Here is a 17033-nt window from a genome sequence, read left to right on the forward strand (position 1 = left end):
CTAATTTAACGATGGCTGTTAATTTTCCAATCCTTGATCCCAAATCCCTAAGCCCTATTTCTGGGCTGGCCCTTGGGTTTGCGCAGGCTGGTATTAAGCGGGCAAATCGCAAAGATGTTTTGGTAATGCGCCTAGTTCCCGGTTCGGCAGTAGCAGGCGTATTTACCCAAAATCGGTTTTGTGCCGCTCCCGTACAGTTATGTAAACAGCATCTATTGGAGGCTAATCCAATTGAGGCATTGATCGTGAACACCGGTAATGCCAATGCAGGGACTGGTGAAGAGGGACTGCGTCGAGCCTTTCAGACCTGTGAGGTGCTAGCAAAGTCGTTTGGGCTGAGTCCAGAGCAAGTATTGCCCTTTTCAACAGGGGTGATCATGGAGCAACTGCCAGCTGACAAAATTGTGGCTGCGATACCTCAAGCCGTGGCGCAATTATCTGAAGATAATTGGTTTGCAGCAGCCCAAGCGATCATGACCACCGATACCCTGCCGAAGGCGGCTTCGCAGACGATCAATACCGAGCAGGGACCTATTGTTATCACGGGTATTTCAAAAGGGGCCGGCATGATTCAGCCAAATATGGCGACTATGCTGGGTTTTGTGGGGACGAATGTTCAAGTTGATCGAGGCTTACTGCAAGAGCTCACCGCAGAGGCTGCGAACCTGTCATTTAACGCAATCACGATTGATGGCGATACATCAACTAATGATTCTTTCATCGTGATGGCCACCGGCCAATCCCTAATCCGCATTCAGAGTCGCTCTGATCCGCTCTATAGTTTATTTCGAAAGGGTTTAATTGCTATCTCTCAACAGTTAGCGCAGCTGATTGTGCGCGATGGCGAGGGTGCCACTAAATTTATAACAATTTGTGTAAAAGGCGGCAAGAATAGCCTTGAGTGCAAGCAGGTAGCCAAAGCAATTGCACATTCGCCTTTGGTTAAAACTGCGTTTTTTGCAAGCGATCCCAATTTAGGTCGGATCTTGGCTGCGGTGGGCTATGCTGGAATCGATGATCTTGATAGTGGCAAGGTCCAACTCTGGTTGGATGATGTTTGGGTTGCAAAGGATGGTGGTCGACATCCAAACTATCAAGAAGAGCAAGGTCAAGCCGTGATGAAACAATCAGAAATAACCGTCACGGTTGATTTAGGAAGAGGCGATGCGATGGAGACGGTTTGGACCTGCGATTTATCGCATGAGTATGTCTCAATTAACGCTGATTACCGCTCATAAGCAAGTTTTATCATTACGAGAACGTGAACTGTGAATGACAAACTCGATCGCCTTCTAGATCATCTCGAAACATTTTTACCGAAGCCATTGACCGATGCTGAGTGGCAAACCGCTAAGGCGTTTCGTTGGCAGCGTCGCGATAGTATTTTTGGACGAATTGGATTTCTAAAGCCAGTCAAACACATATCCCCAATCTCGTTTCAAGATTTAAAACATATTGATCGCCAGCGCGATGCGATTATTGATAATACCCGGCATTTTGTTGAAAAGAAGCCCGCCAATAATATTTTGTTAACAGGTGCGCGTGGTACTGGTAAGTCCTCATTGATCAAGGCCTGCCTCAATCAATTTGCTTCTCAGGGCTTGCGCTTAGTGGAGGTCGATAAGGATCACTTGGCTGATTTACCAGATATCACCGAGATTCTCGCGGCTCGTCCGGAGCGATTTATCGTGTTTTGTGATGATCTGTCCTTTGAGGATGGCGAGTCTGGATATAAGGCTATGAAGTCTGCCCTAGATGGCTCAATTTCTGCGCAAGTAGACAACATTTTGATTTATGCAACCTCCAATCGCCGTCATTTGTTACCCGAGTACATGAAGGATAACGAGTCTTATGTTCATACCGACGATGGTGAGATTCATCCAGGCGAGGTTGTTGAAGAGAAAATCTCTTTATCAGAACGTTTTGGTTTGTGGCTTTCTTTTTATCCACCAAGGCAAGAGGAATATCTTGCGATCGTTGCACATTGGTTAGCGCACTTTGGTCTATCGGATAAAGCGATTGAGGCTGCCCGGCCCGAAGCCTTAGTCTGGGCTCTAGAGCGTGGCTCACGTTCAGGACGTGTGGCTTGGCAGTTTGCCAAGCACTGGGCCGGATCCCAATCCGGCAAAAAGTAGTCCATGACAAATCAATCCCGGCCGATCGTTGAGGTCGCTGTCGGAATCCTTTTAAAAGATCAATCACTTGTTTTGATGGGCAAACGACCCAGTGGCAAACCCTATGCAGGCTATTGGGAGTTTCCGGGTGGCAAGCTGGAGGTCAATGAATCCATCACAACTGCCTTAGAGCGTGAGTTATATGAAGAGCTTGGCATTCGGATTGCTTTGGATAAAAACCATTGTCAGGAAATCATGATGCTCGAACATGATTACCCGCACGCCCATGTTCGTCTGCATGTGTGCTTGGTTGATCGCTGGGAGGGGGAGCCAGTTGGCCTAGAAAATCAAGAGCTATCTTGGCAAAATATATTTAATTCGGAGTTAACGATTAAACCATTATTGCCAGCTGCTTGGCCGATGATTGAAAAAGTTCGTTGGTATTTGAGAAGTACGTAAGCAGTAATCTGCCTAGGTCAAAATTGGCAGAACGTTAACTTAAAGGGAATGTCTTGATTGATGAGGGTAGGCTTAAGATCTTGCTCACACTTAAGCAGCCGAATTGATACCAAATATTTGTTGGCACTAATTTCAGCAAAGAGCGATGGATCCTCTAAGGTAATGCGCATTAATTGATAAACCTTGCCAGAGGGCGCTTGCTGAAACGAGCCCTGATGAGCTAAAACTTCTTTGCTTTCCCCCGACTCGCGTAGCAGTCGTAAAAATAAATGGCAGGCCTCTTGCCAAGGAAGCATAGGGTAAATGAACTTTTGTAAGAGCTCGCGTCTTGAAGAGGCGGGACTATGACGCCAAGCATAAAAACCTGGTAAATCAATTGGACTAGTGCCGCCCGGTGTATGTAAGCGTGTCCGAATTGCATTAAGCCATTCGTTCTCGCCAATGAGCGCATTGGGTTTAATTGCAGACGCATTCACTTGTGCGCTGGCATGCTCTAACTCGGCCATAGTAGATGCCAGCTTTTCTTGATCTACTTCTTTAGAATTCTTGAGTTGGTTGAGCGCAAACTTCTGGCGTTCTAATTCTTTAAGGAGTAGTGACTTGATATCACCCCGGGCGCTAATGTCGCCTAGCTCAAACAAAGTCGTTAAAGCATTATGGTGCAGTTCGGCGTCGTCCGAGCGTGCAAAGTGATTAAACCGGTCGAACAAATACTCCAGTCGGAGCATGCTTCGGACCAGTTCATTAAAGGGGTATTCGTAAATAATCACAGGGTTTTATTTTATGCTGACCCTTGGCAAAAAAACTACAAATCCAGCATTTTTTGATGAAGACGGTCGACTTCCACCTCAAGGCTAGCGAGATCCCCTTGGTTATGAATCACGGTATCCGCAATTGCCAAGCGCTCAGCCCGGCTTGCCTGATGAGCCATGATGCCCAGCACTTCCTGGCGGTCTAGCTGGCTACGCTCCATCACCCGCCGAATTTGGATCTCTTCCTCACAATCAACCACCGCAATATGATCTAGGCTCTCGGTCCAGGTGCCTGACTCTAGGAGCAGGGGGACTACAAATACCAAGTAGGGAGCATGATTTTCTAAGCCATTTTCAGCCTGGAGTATGGTTTCCTGGCGAATTAGGGGGTGTGTAATGGCTTCCAGTTTTCGTTTGGACTCGGTATCCTTAAATACGTACTCACGCATTTTTGCTCGGTTGAGCGATCCATCCGGAAGGATGAACTCAGGCCCAAATTGGCTTTTAATAGGATTCACTGCTATCCCCCCGGCGGCGCTTATTTGGTGGGCTATTTGATCGGTGTCGATCACCCAGGCCCCGCGCTTTGCCAAAAATGAGGCAACACTCGACTTGCCCGACCCAATACCCCCGGTCAGGCCTAAAAATGGAACTTTTCCTTTTAAATCAAGGAGTGAGCGAGTGGACTTATCCATAGTATTTCTATGATGCCAGCAAATGCTAGAAAGGGGCCAAAGGGAAAGGGGTGGGTAGACGGTAATTTTTGATACTTGAGCCAAAGGAGGCCCCCAATAATCCCGCAAAAGGCAGCTAGAACCAATATCCATAACGCACTATGGATTCCAAGCCAAGCTCCTAAGCCTGCTAAAAGTTTGGCGTCCCCCATGCCAAGACCATGGCGTGCGCGAACTTTTTTGTAGAGTTGATTAATGATCCACAGGAGTGAATACCCCAATATGGCACCGGTCCATGCTAAGTATGGCTCGCACCATGGGAATGGCGAGAGGGAATTAAAGACAAGACCTAAGGCAATCATTGGGTAAGTGAATCGATTGGGGATTAAAAACCGCTGAATATCAATCCATGCCACATAAACGAGGATTAGGATGAGACCGACTCGAAGGATGAAATCAAGCCACATCAGATGATTCTGCCTAATGAAAAAATAGGTAAGTAGAGCGTCATGAGTAATCCTGCTACCAGAAGACCAAGAAAAATAATAAACACGGGCTCTAGGCTTTGACTAAGAATGGCTAACCGATGCTCTAGCTGATTTTCAAACGAGCGAGACCGATTGATTAGCATGGTATTGAGCATACCGGTGCGAGCGCCTATTTCAAGCAATTGGACGGTTTCAGAATCAAAGAATCGACCATTAGGATCAATGCGCTTCATGGCAAGCCCAAGATCCCAACCTAAGGAAAGTTGCTTAAATAACTTAGCACTCAAATCATGACTGAGCCAATGATTGGATGATTGTGCACAAATACGGATCGACTCTAAGAGACTTAGGCCGGATTGCATTAAATGCGCAATGTTTTGGCACCACGTGATTTGATGTGATAGTCGGATCAAATCCCCAAATATCGGAATACGAAAGGAATGACGATCACACCACTTTTGAAACCAGGTTGATTTTCTCCAAAGAATTAGCACGGCGACGCCTGTCATAAACATTACACCCATAATCACTATCGCATGCTCATTCAAACCTCTCGAAAGACCAATCAACAACTGAGTACTCATGGGTAATTCAGCGTGAAAGTGATGAAAGATCTCTTCAAAGCTGGGTATAACCCATAACAACATGGTGATGACCATTAGCATTGCAGCAGCAAAGGTAATTGCAGGGTAGGTCAGCGCTTGCTTCATTTGCTGCACAAGTGATTCCTTAGCAAGCAATTGTTGATGAATTAAAAAAAGCGATTGCTCTAATGCCCCCGTTTTCTCACCAATTGATATTAAGCCAATACAAATCGGACTAAACCATTTACCCTTTGCAGAAAGGCTGGTCGCCAAACTGTGGCCACTTTTGAGTCCTTGGATCGTATGTGACAGAAATGCTCTCCAATGCTTGGGGGAGCACTGCTCTAGCAGATGGAGAGCTTCAAGGAGCGGCACCCCTGCTTGCAAAATACTATGAAGCCGGTATGTAAAGTTGATTTGATCGCGAAGAGAAAGAGAGCGTCCAATCATCATGGAAGTTCATGAAGTAAAACCGATTGGTCAATTAACCCTTGATGGAATAAGGCATCAGCTTGATGTCGCATTGAGCGAAACCCATCCGTAATAGCAACTTCTTCAAGTTCCGTTGCGGTCACTTCTAATTCGATCGCGGCAATGAGCTTGGGAGAGAAGGGCAGTACCTCATGAATTGCAAACCGCCCCTGCTGTGAGTTCCGATACCGAACTAAGCGCTGGGAACTTACAAATAATAGATTTTGTGCGATCGAGTGGGGCTCTACCCCAAAATTTCGTAGCCGTTCGATGCACGACAAAGCTTCGCGGGTATGAATGGTACTCAGTACCAAGTGACCCGTTTGCGCTGCACTCACAGCAAGTTTGGCTGTTTCTGAATCACGGATTTCACCAATCATCATGACATCAGGATCTTGTCGTAGGAGGGCGCGAATGATGGCGTCGAAATGGAGCCCAGCCTTTGGGTGATATGCAATTTGATTTACCCCTTGTAGGCGGATTTCAATTGGGTCCTCGACGCTACAAAGATTGAGATGGGGTTGATTTAGATAATGAAGAAAGCTATACAGCGTTCGTGTTTTGCCGCTACCCGTTGGGCCGCATACCAAAATCAAGCCGTGCCGCCGATTTAAGCATCGTTTGACAATATCCAGCTGGGAGTCAGTCAAGCCAATATGGTCAATATCTAATTCAGAATTAGTTGTTCTGAGAAGTCGAATGACCGCCTTTTCACCAAACAAAGTTGGCATTGTGGAGACCCGGCAATCAATTTCATGACTCATTACGTCGCCACTGCTAATTGTTAGTCGACCATCTTGCGGTAGGCGCTGTTCAGCAATATCCAGCTTCGCTAGAATTTTGATGCGCGTAATCAATCGAATATGATCTGTTTTTGGGTAAGACCTAAAAAGATATAAATCACCATGAATACGAAAGCGAACGACACACGCATTTTGCTGTGCTTCGATATGGATATCGCTCGCATCTTCATTAACAGCAGATAAAGCAATTTCTTGCCACAGACGAATGATATGGTGATCAGATTCTTCGAGTGGCTTGCGTGATGGATTCTGGGTATTTGAGACAGTTTGAATCAAGGCGCCGATAGACTTGGCTCTTCGGGCGACGGTTTGTGTAGTTTCACCGTCTTAATCCCTTGATCATCAAATTGAATTATTTCCATCACCACCCCCCCAACCTTGACACTGAGGTCATGATCCGGAATTTCTTCAAGCTCTTCCAGAATGAGTCCATTGAGTGTTCGGGGCCCATCGACGGGGAGCTGTAATCCTAATAAACGATTGAGGTCGCGCAAATTTGCGCTTCCATTGGCTAAATAAGAGCCATCATCAGACCATTCGTCTTGGGAAACCACTCCCGGAAAGGAGGTCGTGAACTCGCCGATGAGCTCCTCCACAATATCTTCAAATGTTAATAAGCCCTGAACACTGCCGTATTCATCCACCACCAGACTCAAGCGCTGCCGATTTTCTTGAAAAAACTGCATCTGTTGCATGACTGGGGTACCCTCGGGAATGAAGTAGGGTTCGCTTAAGAGTTCTCGAAAGTCGCTGTGGCTTAGCTCGTCGTTACCGAGTAAAGAAAGCGCTTTTTTAACCGAAAGGATACCGATAATTTTTTCGGGATCCCCCTCGCATACGGGTAATTTGTTGTGGTAACAGGTTTCCAGTTGTCCAATGACCTCGTCGATGGGTCGCGATAAATCCAATATCTCCATCTTGGCTCGGGGTGTCATTACATCATCGACCGAGATATTTTCAAGATTAAATAGATTGAGCAAGATACTGCGATGCTGATTTGAAATAAAGTGACTTGATTCCAGAACAAGACTTCTGAGTTCTTCAGTACTCATCGTTTGCAATGCTGCCTCTTTTCGGTTTAAACCCATGAGGCCCATTAACCCTGAAACAAAAGAGTTCACAACCCATAGCAGGGGTTTCAATAAGATTGTCAGAGGGTAAATTACCCAACCAATATTGGCCGATATCTTTTCTGCAAATGCGGCACCAATGACCTTGGGAGTAATTTCACTAAAGATGATGATTAAAAACGCGACGGTTAGAGTAGCGATTGAAATCACTAGTCCATTAGTGCCAAATAAATGCAGCGCAATACCAGTGACCAAAATTGGCAAAATGGTATTGATTAGATTGTTGACAATCAACAAAACAGACAAGAGGGTATCAATGCGCTTCAGTAGTTTTTGGGTTAAAGCAGCGCCAGCATGACCACTGTTTGCCATCGCGCGTAAGCGATGCCGGTTGCTTGCCACCATACTGGTCTCAGCCATCGAGAAAAATCCAGAGAGGGCGAGCAAAAAGACAACCAGCGCAGCTTGTGCCCAAAGGGGCCAAGAATCAAAAAACGAATCCATCTACACTTTCAAGAAAAGCACAGATAAGCAATATAGCAAATACTGAATATTTAGACTATCAAGTTCAATTGATTTTGATGTCAGAAAGGACCTTTTCTTGGTAAAGTCAAGCTTGACAGGGCATGTTCAGCACTGCGTGATGCGTGCCCCATTTGGCGGATTGCGAATTCGTACCGAAATCGTTGATTCATCCCTAATGATTAGCTACGTTCAATACCTCAGTCATTTAGACAAAGTTAGTCGACCCCTCAATGAGTTAGCAAGAGATGCCAAAGAGCAAATAGAGGCTTATTTCGACGATCCTTATTTTCTCTTTGATTTGCCAATCAAAACTCAGGGCAGCGTTTTTCAACAACGTGTTTGGTCCGCCATCCAATCTATTCCGAATGGACAAACTATGACTTATGGCGAACTCGCCACTCAGGTTAAATCAGGCCCTAGAGCAGTTGGTGGCGCTTGCGCCGCGAATTACTATCCGCTAATTATTCCCTGCCATCGCGTCCTATCAAAAGCAGGTATTGGTGGGTTTGTGGGTGAGGCTAACGGACCCTATTTAAGAATTAAAGAATGGCTATTAGGCCATGAAAATGCCATCAGGGATTAAGCCTTTAGGGACCTAGCTTGGATTCTGAAAAAGATGTCCATCAGCCAGTCACTGTGAACGGCAAGTTTGGTAAAGACATAAAAGCGACTCACTTGCGACCGAGTTAATTTTGCTTCGATTGATATATGGCCGTGATGACGCAGTGCAATTTGTTTAAGGGTTAGCACAGCTAGGCCAAAGGCAAGAAAGCAAAAGCGCCGAATTCCGAGCTCTGACTTTGGAATGCAATGAATGTAATGAAGAGCATCTTCAAGTTTTTGGTGAGCGATCACCAATAAATCCGTCTCACTGATCCCAATTGGCTTCCATGAAACACCGCGCGCTCGGTCTTCTGGAGAGTCTTTGAGAATATTGGTCATTTGCAGGGCTTGACCAAACGAAATTGCTAAGTGCTCGTTTTGTGAAATCGCTTTTGCAAAAGCTGGCGAATGTAAGGCAAATACGGTGGTTAGCATTTCACCAACGACCCCAGCAACCACATAACAATACTTTTCAAACTCAGATAAGCTCTCCAAGCCGCGAGGATTTTGACGGGTATGAAAATAGCTCATTCCATCTGACATGATTTGAATACAATGAGCAACCGCTTGGCGTTGTTGTATGTCGCAACTATCGAGTACCCGTAATACCCGAGGAATATTTTGAATTAGATCTTTTTCATCTAGATTGCTATGCTCTGCTAGAGCGATTGCGCATTGATCGGTAAATTGTTTAGGATTTTGTTCGCCCAGAACCGTTTTAACAAAACTGGCTGACAAATCTTGTTTGGTCATTGCATCCATGCAGGATGCATCTTCAATTGTATCGACAATGCGACAGAGTAAATAGGTATTACCAACCACCTTTTCTAGATTTGGGGGTAATAACGGAATGGTCAGCGCAAACGTTCTAGATACTGATTCAAGAATCGAGCGTTGGTAAAGTTCATCAGCAGATAAAGCGGACATGCGGGGTTTGGCTTTCGAATGGAAGTCGGTAATTAATGCTGAGCTTTATTTAGTTGATTTGTAGCGCTCGCTGGCGAACGTGGGGCAATTGAACTTCCTAGAATCATGCCAATCAGACTGGCTAGTAGGCCGATTAACTGGGGCTCAACCGGCTCCTCAATACCCATGATTTCCAGTAAGAGCCACATGCTCAAGCCAAAGGTAATCGCAAGCAAGGCACCGAGATCACTCGCTTTCTTCCAGAATAGGCCAGCAACCAGTGGTACAAATGCGCCCGCTAGCGTAATACGGTAAGCATTTTCAACCATGGTGTGGATTTTGGCCTCAGTCGCAATCGCGTAAAAGGTCACAATGCTCGCAAATACAAATACGGTCAAGCGCGTTGCCCAAAGGAATTGCTTATCCGTCATGTGATGATAAAAACCCTTAAGGATATTTTCTGTAAAGGTCACTGATGGTGCAAGTAAGGTTCCAGACGCGGTACTCATGATGACCGAGATCAGCGCCCCAAAGAAAACCACCTGCATAAAAAAAGGCATATGGCTGAGGATCAGCGTGGGTAAGATCATTTGAGAGTCGCTCGCTAGAAATTTCTCGACCATTTGTGGATCGATGATATTGGCGGTGTAAGCCAAGAAAAGTGGCACACTAGCAAAAAAGAAATAGGCCACACCGCCTAAGGTAGTAGCCCATACTGCGATTGACTCATTTTTGGCTGCATTGACTCGTTGAAAAACGTCTTGTTGTGGAATGGAGCCTAGTGCAATAGTTAGCAATGCCGCAATCCAGCCAAGCATATCGATTGGGTCCAGTGTCGGCAAGAAATTAAATTTACCCTCTGCGCTAGCCTTGGCAATCACAGTAGCAACTCCACCAGCTTGATCAGCAGCATTACTGGCAACCAATAAAAGCCCGATCACAATCACAATCATTTGAACAAAGGTTGTGAGTGCCACTGACCACATCCCACCAAACAAGGTATAGACCAAAACAACGCCAGCACCAATGAGCATGCCATCGCTGATTGAAATTAAATCGTTCGACAAAACATTAAAGGTTAGCCCTAAGGCCGAAATTTGAGCGGATACCCAGCCAAGATAGGAAACGATGATGCAAATGGAGATTAGCAACTCGGTCTGGCGGTTGTAGCGAAATCGAAAATAGTCGCCAAGGGTGATGAGATTTAGTCGATACAAGGGTTTTGCAAAGACCAGTCCGAACAGAATTAAGCAGAGCGAGGCCCCAAGAGGGTCGGAAATAAGTCCTCGAAATCCCTCTTCTAAAAAAGTTGCCGAAATGCCAAGAACGGTCTCGGCGCCAAACCAAGTAGCAAAGACCATCGCCAGAACAAAAGCCATGGGTAAATTTCGGCCAGCTGTGATGTAGTCTCTGGCATTGTGAACTTTGGTGGCGGCGTACAAACCAATCGCAATTGAAATGCCGAGATAAGCAATTACGAACCAAAGCAGCATCGCACCGTCCTCTTTCGACAAAATAGATTGATCATTGGATGGTCTTTAGACCACCCCATTAGGGCCTATTCACTAGCAAGCCCTGATTATAGGTGGGGATTATCTCGCCTTCCTGAATCAGGAAAATACGGCCTAAGGTATTGAAACCTATCAAGATCTGCGCTTATTTAAAGATCAAATTTGATTGGCGATTCATTAAAAGTACCAGTGGCGTCTAAGTCTTATAAAAGAGTTGATCTTTTTTGAGGATGGTCGCTACAAAGTGAGTGGTATTTTTGGATGAATTTGGCAAGAGGAGCATTAAAGGAAATCCTAATAGCCCTAAAAAATATCGTACTATTACCAATCATCATATTTAAATTGGAGTGTTCATGAAAATCTGTGTCATTGGTGGTGGCGGCGCAATTGGCGGCTATTTAGCAGTCATGTTGGCAAATTCTGGTAACGACGTAACGGTGATGGCGCGTGGCGCCACTTTGCGAGCGATTGAAGAACGAGGACTTGCCTTAATTACCGATGAGCATCCTGAACCAATCATTGCGAAGGTAAAGGCCGTTGAAAATCTACGTGGTTTACCAAAACAGGATGTCATTATTTTGGCAGTGAAAGCCCATCAAGTGGAACCAGTGATTGATGATCTAGTATCTGTTCTAGGGCCCGACACTATATTAATTCCAATGCAAAACGGAATTCCATGGTGGTATTTTCAGAAACTCAGTAGCAAGTATAAGGATCATCCCGTCGATACCGTTGATCCAGGCGGTGTTGTCATGCGGGCGATTAATCCCGACAATATTATTGGTTGCGTTGTATATCCTGCGACTATTACACAAGGTCCTGGTGTTATTCGACATGTCGAGGGTGTGCGTTTCCCGCTCGGCGAGTTGGATGGCCAGTCCACGGAACGTATTCAGAAAATTTCAGATGTGATGGGGGCTGCAGGGTTTAAATCACCCATCTTGGATGATATTCGTGCTGAAATTTGGTTAAAGCTTTGGGGTAACCTCACATTCAATCCAATTAGCGCTTTAACTCACGGTACTTTGGAAGGCATTTGCCGTTTCCCTCTGACGAAAGAGCTAGCGCGCAATATGATGGCCGAAGCGCAAGCGATTGCTGAAAAGCTTGGCGTTACGTTCCGTGTCGATATTGAGCGACGTATCGCTGGTGCTGAAAAAGTCGGCAAACACAAAACTTCGATGTTGCAAGATTTGGAGGCTGGTCGTTCATTGGAAATCGACGCTTTGTTGGGCTCCGTAATTGAGTTAGGTGAGATTACAGGAACCCCGACACCCTGCTTGAATACCGTTTATGCTCTGACGAAGTATCTAGATCAAAACGTGCAGGATGCCAAGGGAAATCTTGTATTACCAGTAGCCGCTGGATATTAATTATTCAAAGCGATTATCAAGGCGCCCAACGCCATCGATCACGATACTGACCTGACTGCCTGGCTTCATGGAGCCGACGCCTACGGAGGTTCCACAGGCAATCACGTCGCCTGGCATGAGGGTCATGTCTTGTGAAATAAGGCTGACCAATTGAGCGGGTGTAAAAACGATATCGCTCATTGGATAGTTCTGACGTTCTTGATCGTTAAGGATTGTTTTAATCGATAAGCCCATTGGATCCACATCGGTTGTGATGGTCGGTCCAAATACGCCAAAAGTATCAAAGCTCTTTGAGCGGCTCCATTGTGCGTAACCAGGGTTGCGATTCAAAATCTCGATGGCGGTGACATCATTGACACAGGTATAGCCAAAAATAAATTGAGCGGCATCGGCAACGCTCACCCCATGGCATTTTGTCCCAATCACAATCCCAAGTTCACCTTCATAAATAACCTTTCCTGCATAGGATTTCGGCACTTGGATGGTTTGTCCCGCCGCTAGAAAGGAATTACTTGCTTTTAAGAAATACAAAGGCTCATCCGGAACGGTGTGCTCAAGCTTCGTTACCAAGGCATGAAAGTTATCCACTAGGGCAATGAATTTACTTGGAACGCAGGGTATCTCAAGCGTGACATCCGCAATCTTGAGGAATTCACCAGTTGCTTTGGGGTTAGCAAATAAATCGCCGACATAAACAGCAATTTGATCGCCTTGTAACTGTCCAAATCCAACATTGCCTTGATGCGTGTAGCGTAACCACTGTGCCATAGTACCGTTCTCCTTTGTATATGATTACCATGATCTTATCAATTACCACCGAGTCACTCTAAAAAATGCCAGAACTGTTATTTGCACCTGAGTTCGACAGCGCAATTCCATATATTCAACGTACACGCTCGTACTATCTGGCACTTGGTTATGACAATCCCTATGTTTGGGCGCATTACAGCAATGTGCCATTTACCCCCTTAAAAAAGTCATTAAAAGCCTCGACATTGGCTTTAATTACAACCGCAGTTCCGTATGATCCTTCAAAGGGAGATCAGGGGCCTGGTGCTCCATACAACGCACAGGCAAAGTTTTATGAGCCCTATGCAATGCCAAGCACAGTCAACCCTGATTTACGGATTGCGCATGTGGGTATAGATCGAAAGCATGCGAATTTATCCGAGATGGCCTGCTGGTTTCCGTTGAATGCCGCTAGACAAGCAGTGGCTGAGCAACGAATTGGAAACTTAGCAGATCGATTCTATGGCCTGCCGACTAACCGAAGTCAACGTCACACTTTAGAAAGCGATGCACCCCGCATTCTGCAAATGTGCCAAGCCGATGGGGTGGACGTCGCTATCTTGGTTCCTAATTGCCCCATTTGTCATCAAAGTATTTCATTGTTAGCACGCTTTCTTGAGGAGGCAGGCATTCCAACGATCATTATTGGAGCTGCTAAAGATATTGTGGAGTTCTGTGGTGTCCCGCGCTTCGTGTTTAATGATTTTCCCTTGGGCAATGCAGCAGCAAGACCTCAAGACCCACAATCACAGCACATTATTTTTAATTTAGCCCTTGATTTACTTGAGGTTGCTCCAGGACCGCGAATCACTGTGCAAAGTGCCTTGCGCTGGAGTGAGGATCCTCGTTGGAAATTAGACTACATGAATATTGAGCGTTTAACAAAGCAGGAAATTGAATCATTGCGTTCTGAGGCCGAAGCAGCAAGGTTAGCGGCAAAAGAGATTCGGCAAAAGACAACTGGGCGATAGTGGTCGGAATGAGAGGATTCGAACCTCCGACCCCCTCGTCCCGAACGAGGTGCGCTACCAGACTGCGCTACATTCCGTATTGACTATTTTATCCCTGACGAATTAGCGAGTACTCGCATAAAGCGCGCAAGGATTCGCTGGCTGGATTTTGTGGGAAATCCTTAATCGTATTGAGGGCTAAATCAACCTCGCGCCTCGCAGCATCTTGGGTGTACTCTAAGGCGCCAGAGCTGTAGATGCCTTGCAGGATTTGATCAAACACATCATCTGGTAGCTCCTCGTTTTGTGAGATTGCTTCCCGAGCCAGTAGTTGTTGATCGGTGCTACCTTTTTCCATGAGATAAATCAGTGGGAGGGTTGGTTTACCTTCACGTAAATCATCGCCCACATTCTTACCCATTTCATTGGGATCTGCGGTGTAGTCCAGTAGATCATCCATCAGCTGGAAGGCGGTGCCAATATGGCGCCCAAATGCGGCTGCGAGTTCGCGCTCGATATCGCTTGCTTGTGCAATTAGAGCGCCGAGTTCAGCCGATGCCTCAAATAATTTTGCGGTCTTATAACGAATCACCTGAAGATAGCTAGACTCATCGACCTCAGGGTCATTCATATTGAGAAGCTGTAAGACTTCACCTTCGGCAATTGTGTTGGTAGCGTCCGAGAGAATTTGCATCACTCGAATGTCATTGGGGGCGACCATCATTTGGAAAGCTCGCGAGTATAGGAAATCACCCACCAGCACACTCGCAGCATTTCCGAAGGCGGCGTTAGCGGTTTGTTTACCGCGGCGCATGGTGGATTCATCCACAACGTCATCGTGGAGCAGGGTGGCGGTATGAATAAATTCAACCACCGCGGCTAGCTCCAAAGCATGGGGAATTTCCTTGCCGTTGGCTAGAGCTTTAGCAATTAATAAGAGAAGAGCGGGGCGGACCCGCTTTCCCCCCGATTGAATGATGTAAGACGAGATTTGATCAATTAGAACCACTTCCGAGGCAAGTCGACGGCGAATGACCTCGTCCAAAGCCTGTAAATCAGGGCTGATGGGGGCCAAAATTTGCCCTAAGTGATTGTTTTTGACAGTGTTATTCATCCAAGATATAATACTTGGCTCAGCTCAAAGTAGCAGATTTTCTGTAAGTCACCGACTTTTAAAGGAATCATGCTTCGAATTAAGTTGATTTGTAATTATTTGCAGTATTTTTTGAGAGGTTTAACCATGTACGCGGTCATAAAAACCGGTGGCAAACAGTATAAAGTTGCTGCTGGCGAAAAATTGAAAATAGAACAGATACCGGCGGACATCGGCAGCGACATTACTCTTGACCAAGTTCTCGCCGTAGGCGAGGGCTCATCGCTCAAAGTTGGCGATCCCTTGGTTAATGGTGCCGCTGTGATGGCTACTGTAGTCTCCCAGGGACGTCACGATAAAGTGAAAATCTTTAAGATGCGTCGTCGTAAGCATTATCAGAAACATCAGGGCCATCGTCAGAATTACACAGAGATTCTGATTAAGTCGATTAAGGCCTGAGTTAGGAGAGAAAGATGGCACAGAAAAAAGGCGGCGGCTCAACACGCAACGGTCGTGACTCAGAATCAAAACGCTTAGGCGTGAAAGTCTATGGCGGTCAAGCAATCAATGCTGGCGGAATTATTATTCGTCAGCGTGGCACCAAAGTTCATCCCGGCGTCAATGTTGGAATGGGCAAAGACCACACCTTATTTGCTTTGATTGATGGACAAGTAGAGTTTGGAGTTAAAGGCGCAATGAAGAAAGCGCAAGTTTCAGTATTGCCTCATTCATCAGCGGCCTGACTGAGATTTAATTAATCAACAGAAACAGGCCTCGCAGATTGCGAGGCCTTTTTATTTATGAAATTCATAGACGAAGCCAAAATTGAAGTGATTGCTGGTAATGGTGGTGCCGGCAGCGCCTCAATGCGCCGCGAGAAATTCATCGAGTTTGGTGGCCCAGATGGTGGCGATGGCGGTCGCGGGGGCAGTGTTTATGCGATTGCGGATCGTAACATCAATACCTTAATTGATTACCGGTATTCCAAAACGCATACGGCTAAAAATGGTGAGCCTGGGCGTGGAGCGGATTGCTATGGCCGTGCTGGTGACGATATTGAGTTACGAATGCCAGTTGGAACCATTATTTCGGATTCGGAAACCAACGAAGTAGTTGCTGACTTGACTAAACATGGGGAGCGAATTTGCCTTGCCCAAGGAGGTGTTGGTGGCTGGGGCAATATTCACTTTAAAAGTAGTACCAACCGTGCCCCACGTCAGAAGACTAATGGCAAACCAGGTGAGCGCCGCAAATTAAAGTTGGAATTAAAAGTGTTGGCCGATGTGGGTTTATTGGGGATGCCCAATGCTGGTAAATCTACTTTGATTACCGCTGTATCCAATGCGCGCCCCAAGATTGCAGATTACCCGTTCACTACTTTGCATCCTAATTTGGGAGTGGTGCGGGTTGGTAATGAACGCAGCTTTGTGATTGCGGATATTCCAGGACTCATCGAGGGTGCTGCTGAGGGCGCTGGTCTTGGTCACCGATTCTTAAGGCATCTACAGCGCACCGGTGTGCTCCTGCACCTGGTTGATATCGCCCCCTTTGATGAGAATGTCGACGTGGTCGCTGATGCCAAGGCGATTGTCAATGAGCTGCGCAAATACGATGAAGCCTTATATCAAAAGCCACGTTGGCTTGTATTGAATAAGGTCGATATGCTGCAGCCTGAGGATCGAGAGCAAACCATCGCAGATTTCTTAAAACGTTTTGAATGGCAGGGTCCCGTATTTGAGGTCTCTGCCCTTACTGGCGAAGGTTGCGATCGCCTTTGTTATGCGATTCAAGATTATTTGGACGGACTTCGCAAAGATCGTGACCTAGAGGAAGAGCGTGCTGAAGACCCCCGTTTTTTAGACGAGTAA

At 46.2% G+C, this 17033-nt stretch carries 19 protein-coding genes and 1 tRNA gene; 9 read left to right on the forward strand and 11 right to left on the reverse strand.

From position 1 onward, the window contains the following. The first annotated feature begins 11 nt into the window (after nucleotides 1–11). The 3 genes from argJ to QUE64_RS00925 are packed head-to-tail and all read left to right on the forward strand — an operon-like array spanning nucleotide 12 to nucleotide 2573. Nucleotides 12–1238 (forward strand): bifunctional glutamate N-acetyltransferase/amino-acid acetyltransferase ArgJ, encoded by a 1227-nt coding sequence (argJ, locus tag QUE64_RS00915; RefSeq protein WP_286225519.1) that lies wholly within the window; start codon nucleotides 12–14, stop codon nucleotides 1236–1238. Between the two features lie 30 nt (nucleotides 1239–1268). Next, nucleotides 1269–2135, forward strand: coding sequence for an ATP-binding protein (locus QUE64_RS00920; protein WP_286225520.1), 867 nt, complete (start codon nucleotides 1269–1271; stop codon nucleotides 2133–2135). A 3-nt stretch (nucleotides 2136–2138) separates the two neighbouring features. Further along, a complete protein-coding gene (locus QUE64_RS00925; protein WP_286225521.1) occupies nucleotides 2139–2573 on the forward strand; it encodes an NUDIX domain-containing protein in 435 nt (144 codons plus the stop codon). 17 nt (nucleotides 2574–2590) lie between these two features. Here the strand turns inward: QUE64_RS00925 and zapD are convergent, their stop codons facing one another. From zapD to QUE64_RS00955, 6 genes are read right to left on the reverse strand one after another with little or no spacing between them, the layout of a single operon-like run. Next, nucleotides 2591–3343, reverse strand: a complete 753-nt coding sequence (zapD, locus tag QUE64_RS00930; RefSeq protein ID WP_286223874.1) for a cell division protein ZapD — start codon at nucleotides 3341–3343, stop codon at nucleotides 2591–2593. A gap of 35 nt (nucleotides 3344–3378) precedes the next feature. Further along, complete coding sequence (coaE, locus tag QUE64_RS00935) at nucleotides 3379–4020, reverse strand: dephospho-CoA kinase (protein ID WP_286225522.1); 642 nt, start codon at nucleotides 4018–4020, stop codon at nucleotides 3379–3381. Continuing rightward, nucleotides 3987–4466 carry a prepilin peptidase gene (locus QUE64_RS00940; RefSeq protein WP_286223876.1) on the reverse strand — a complete coding sequence of 160 codons (480 nt, stop codon included), beginning with the start codon at nucleotides 4464–4466 and terminating at the stop codon, nucleotides 3987–3989. Before QUE64_RS00940 ends, coaE begins: the two co-directional genes overlap by 34 nt. After that, complete coding sequence (locus QUE64_RS00945; RefSeq protein ID WP_286225523.1) at nucleotides 4466–5524, reverse strand: type II secretion system F family protein; 1059 nt, start codon at nucleotides 5522–5524, stop codon at nucleotides 4466–4468. The genes QUE64_RS00940 and QUE64_RS00945 overlap by 1 nt, the downstream gene beginning before the upstream one ends. Beyond that, nucleotides 5521–6621, reverse strand: coding sequence for a GspE/PulE family protein (locus tag QUE64_RS00950; RefSeq protein ID WP_286225524.1), 1101 nt, complete (start codon nucleotides 6619–6621; stop codon nucleotides 5521–5523). Before QUE64_RS00950 ends, QUE64_RS00945 begins: the two co-directional genes overlap by 4 nt. Continuing rightward, entirely contained in the window at nucleotides 6618–7919 is a 1302-nt protein-coding gene (locus tag QUE64_RS00955; RefSeq protein WP_286223879.1) for an HlyC/CorC family transporter, read from the reverse strand. The genes QUE64_RS00950 and QUE64_RS00955 overlap by 4 nt, the downstream gene beginning before the upstream one ends. Nucleotides 7920–8016: 97 nt before the next feature. On the opposite strand from QUE64_RS00955, the gene QUE64_RS00960 reads away from it, so the two are divergent. Then, nucleotides 8017–8523 carry a methylated-DNA--[protein]-cysteine S-methyltransferase gene (locus tag QUE64_RS00960; RefSeq protein ID WP_286225525.1) on the forward strand — a complete coding sequence of 169 codons (507 nt, stop codon included), beginning with the start codon at nucleotides 8017–8019 and terminating at the stop codon, nucleotides 8521–8523. Here the strand turns inward: QUE64_RS00960 and QUE64_RS00965 are convergent. After that, nucleotides 8520–9470: a phytoene/squalene synthase family protein gene (locus QUE64_RS00965; protein ID WP_286225526.1), complete on the reverse strand. Its 951-nt coding sequence runs from the start codon at nucleotides 9468–9470 to the stop codon at nucleotides 8520–8522. The two genes, QUE64_RS00960 and QUE64_RS00965, sit on opposite strands and share 4 nt — an antisense overlap. Nucleotides 9471–9502: 32 nt before the next feature. Then, entirely contained in the window at nucleotides 9503–10942 is a 1440-nt protein-coding gene (locus QUE64_RS00970) for a high affinity choline transporter 1 (RefSeq protein WP_286225527.1), read from the reverse strand. A 371-nt stretch (nucleotides 10943–11313) separates the two neighbouring features. Between QUE64_RS00970 and QUE64_RS00975 the strand changes: the two genes are divergently transcribed. Then, entirely contained in the window at nucleotides 11314–12333 is a 1020-nt protein-coding gene (locus QUE64_RS00975) for a 2-dehydropantoate 2-reductase (RefSeq protein ID WP_286225528.1), read from the forward strand. Here QUE64_RS00975 and QUE64_RS00980 read toward each other — a convergent pair whose 3' ends face one another. Beyond that, the gene (locus QUE64_RS00980; protein WP_286225529.1) at nucleotides 12334–13101 is read right to left on the reverse strand and encodes a fumarylacetoacetate hydrolase family protein; all 768 of its coding nucleotides are present in this window, start codon (nucleotides 13099–13101) and stop codon (nucleotides 12334–12336) included. Nucleotides 13102–13166: 65 nt separating this feature from the next. Here QUE64_RS00980 and QUE64_RS00985 point away from each other — a divergent pair, with 65 nt between their 5' ends. After that, nucleotides 13167–14093, forward strand: coding sequence for a glycine/sarcosine/betaine reductase selenoprotein B family protein (locus QUE64_RS00985; protein ID WP_286225530.1), 927 nt, complete (start codon nucleotides 13167–13169; stop codon nucleotides 14091–14093). Here QUE64_RS00985 and QUE64_RS00990 read toward each other — a convergent pair. Together QUE64_RS00990 and QUE64_RS00995 are read right to left on the reverse strand one after the other, a co-directional pair. After that, nucleotides 14094–14170 (reverse strand) — tRNA-Pro (locus QUE64_RS00990). Nucleotides 14171–14181: 11 nt separating this feature from the next. Next, nucleotides 14182–15186 carry a polyprenyl synthetase family protein gene (locus QUE64_RS00995; protein ID WP_286225531.1) on the reverse strand — a complete coding sequence of 335 codons (1005 nt, stop codon included), beginning with the start codon at nucleotides 15184–15186 and terminating at the stop codon, nucleotides 14182–14184. A gap of 126 nt (nucleotides 15187–15312) precedes the next feature. On the opposite strand from QUE64_RS00995, the gene rplU reads away from it, so the two are divergent. The 3 genes from rplU to cgtA are packed head-to-tail and all read left to right on the forward strand — an operon-like array spanning nucleotide 15313 to nucleotide 17033. Further along, on the forward strand, nucleotides 15313–15624 hold the full coding sequence (gene rplU / locus QUE64_RS01000; RefSeq protein ID WP_286223887.1) for a 50S ribosomal protein L21: 312 nt from the start codon (nucleotides 15313–15315) through the stop codon (nucleotides 15622–15624). 14 nt (nucleotides 15625–15638) lie between these two features. Beyond that, a complete protein-coding gene (gene rpmA, locus QUE64_RS01005; protein ID WP_286225532.1) occupies nucleotides 15639–15908 on the forward strand; it encodes a 50S ribosomal protein L27 in 270 nt (89 codons plus the stop codon). Nucleotides 15909–15965: 57 nt separating this feature from the next. Next, nucleotides 15966–17033, forward strand: coding sequence for an Obg family GTPase CgtA (gene cgtA / locus QUE64_RS01010; RefSeq protein ID WP_286225533.1), 1068 nt, complete (start codon nucleotides 15966–15968; stop codon nucleotides 17031–17033).

Origin of the sequence: Polynucleobacter sp. HIN7 (genome assembly GCF_030297595.1) — a bacterium.
Taxonomy (GTDB): domain Bacteria; phylum Pseudomonadota; class Gammaproteobacteria; order Burkholderiales; family Burkholderiaceae; genus Polynucleobacter.

Bases quoted from the DNA above. Each gene is read 5' to 3' on its own strand.
- QUE64_RS00945 (WP_286225523.1), bottom strand. From the start codon at position 5,524: ATGATGATTGGACGCTCTCTTTCTCTTCGCGATCAAATCAACTTTACA.
- QUE64_RS00970 (WP_286225527.1), bottom strand. From the start codon at position 10,942: ATGCTGCTTTGGTTCGTAATTGCTTATCTCGGCATTTCAATTGCGATT.
- rpmA (WP_286225532.1), top strand. From the start codon at position 15,639: ATGGCACAGAAAAAAGGCGGCGGCTCAACACGCAACGGTCGTGACTCA.
- QUE64_RS00925 (WP_286225521.1), top strand. From the start codon at position 2,139: ATGACAAATCAATCCCGGCCGATCGTTGAGGTCGCTGTCGGAATCCTT.
- QUE64_RS00980 (WP_286225529.1), bottom strand. From the start codon at position 13,101: ATGGCACAGTGGTTACGCTACACGCATCAAGGCAATGTTGGATTTGGA.
- argJ (WP_286225519.1), top strand. From the start codon at position 12: ATGGCTGTTAATTTTCCAATCCTTGATCCCAAATCCCTAAGCCCTATT.
- rplU (WP_286223887.1), top strand. From the start codon at position 15,313: ATGTACGCGGTCATAAAAACCGGTGGCAAACAGTATAAAGTTGCTGCT.
- cgtA (WP_286225533.1), top strand. From the start codon at position 15,966: ATGAAATTCATAGACGAAGCCAAAATTGAAGTGATTGCTGGTAATGGT.
- QUE64_RS00995 (WP_286225531.1), bottom strand. From the start codon at position 15,186: ATGAATAACACTGTCAAAAACAATCACTTAGGGCAAATTTTGGCCCCC.
- QUE64_RS00955 (WP_286223879.1), bottom strand. From the start codon at position 7,919: ATGGATTCGTTTTTTGATTCTTGGCCCCTTTGGGCACAAGCTGCGCTG.
- QUE64_RS00985 (WP_286225530.1), top strand. From the start codon at position 13,167: ATGCCAGAACTGTTATTTGCACCTGAGTTCGACAGCGCAATTCCATAT.
- QUE64_RS00940 (WP_286223876.1), bottom strand. From the start codon at position 4,466: ATGTGGCTTGATTTCATCCTTCGAGTCGGTCTCATCCTAATCCTCGTT.
- QUE64_RS00965 (WP_286225526.1), bottom strand. From the start codon at position 9,470: ATGTCCGCTTTATCTGCTGATGAACTTTACCAACGCTCGATTCTTGAA.
- coaE (WP_286225522.1), bottom strand. From the start codon at position 4,020: ATGGATAAGTCCACTCGCTCACTCCTTGATTTAAAAGGAAAAGTTCCA.
- QUE64_RS00975 (WP_286225528.1), top strand. From the start codon at position 11,314: ATGAAAATCTGTGTCATTGGTGGTGGCGGCGCAATTGGCGGCTATTTA.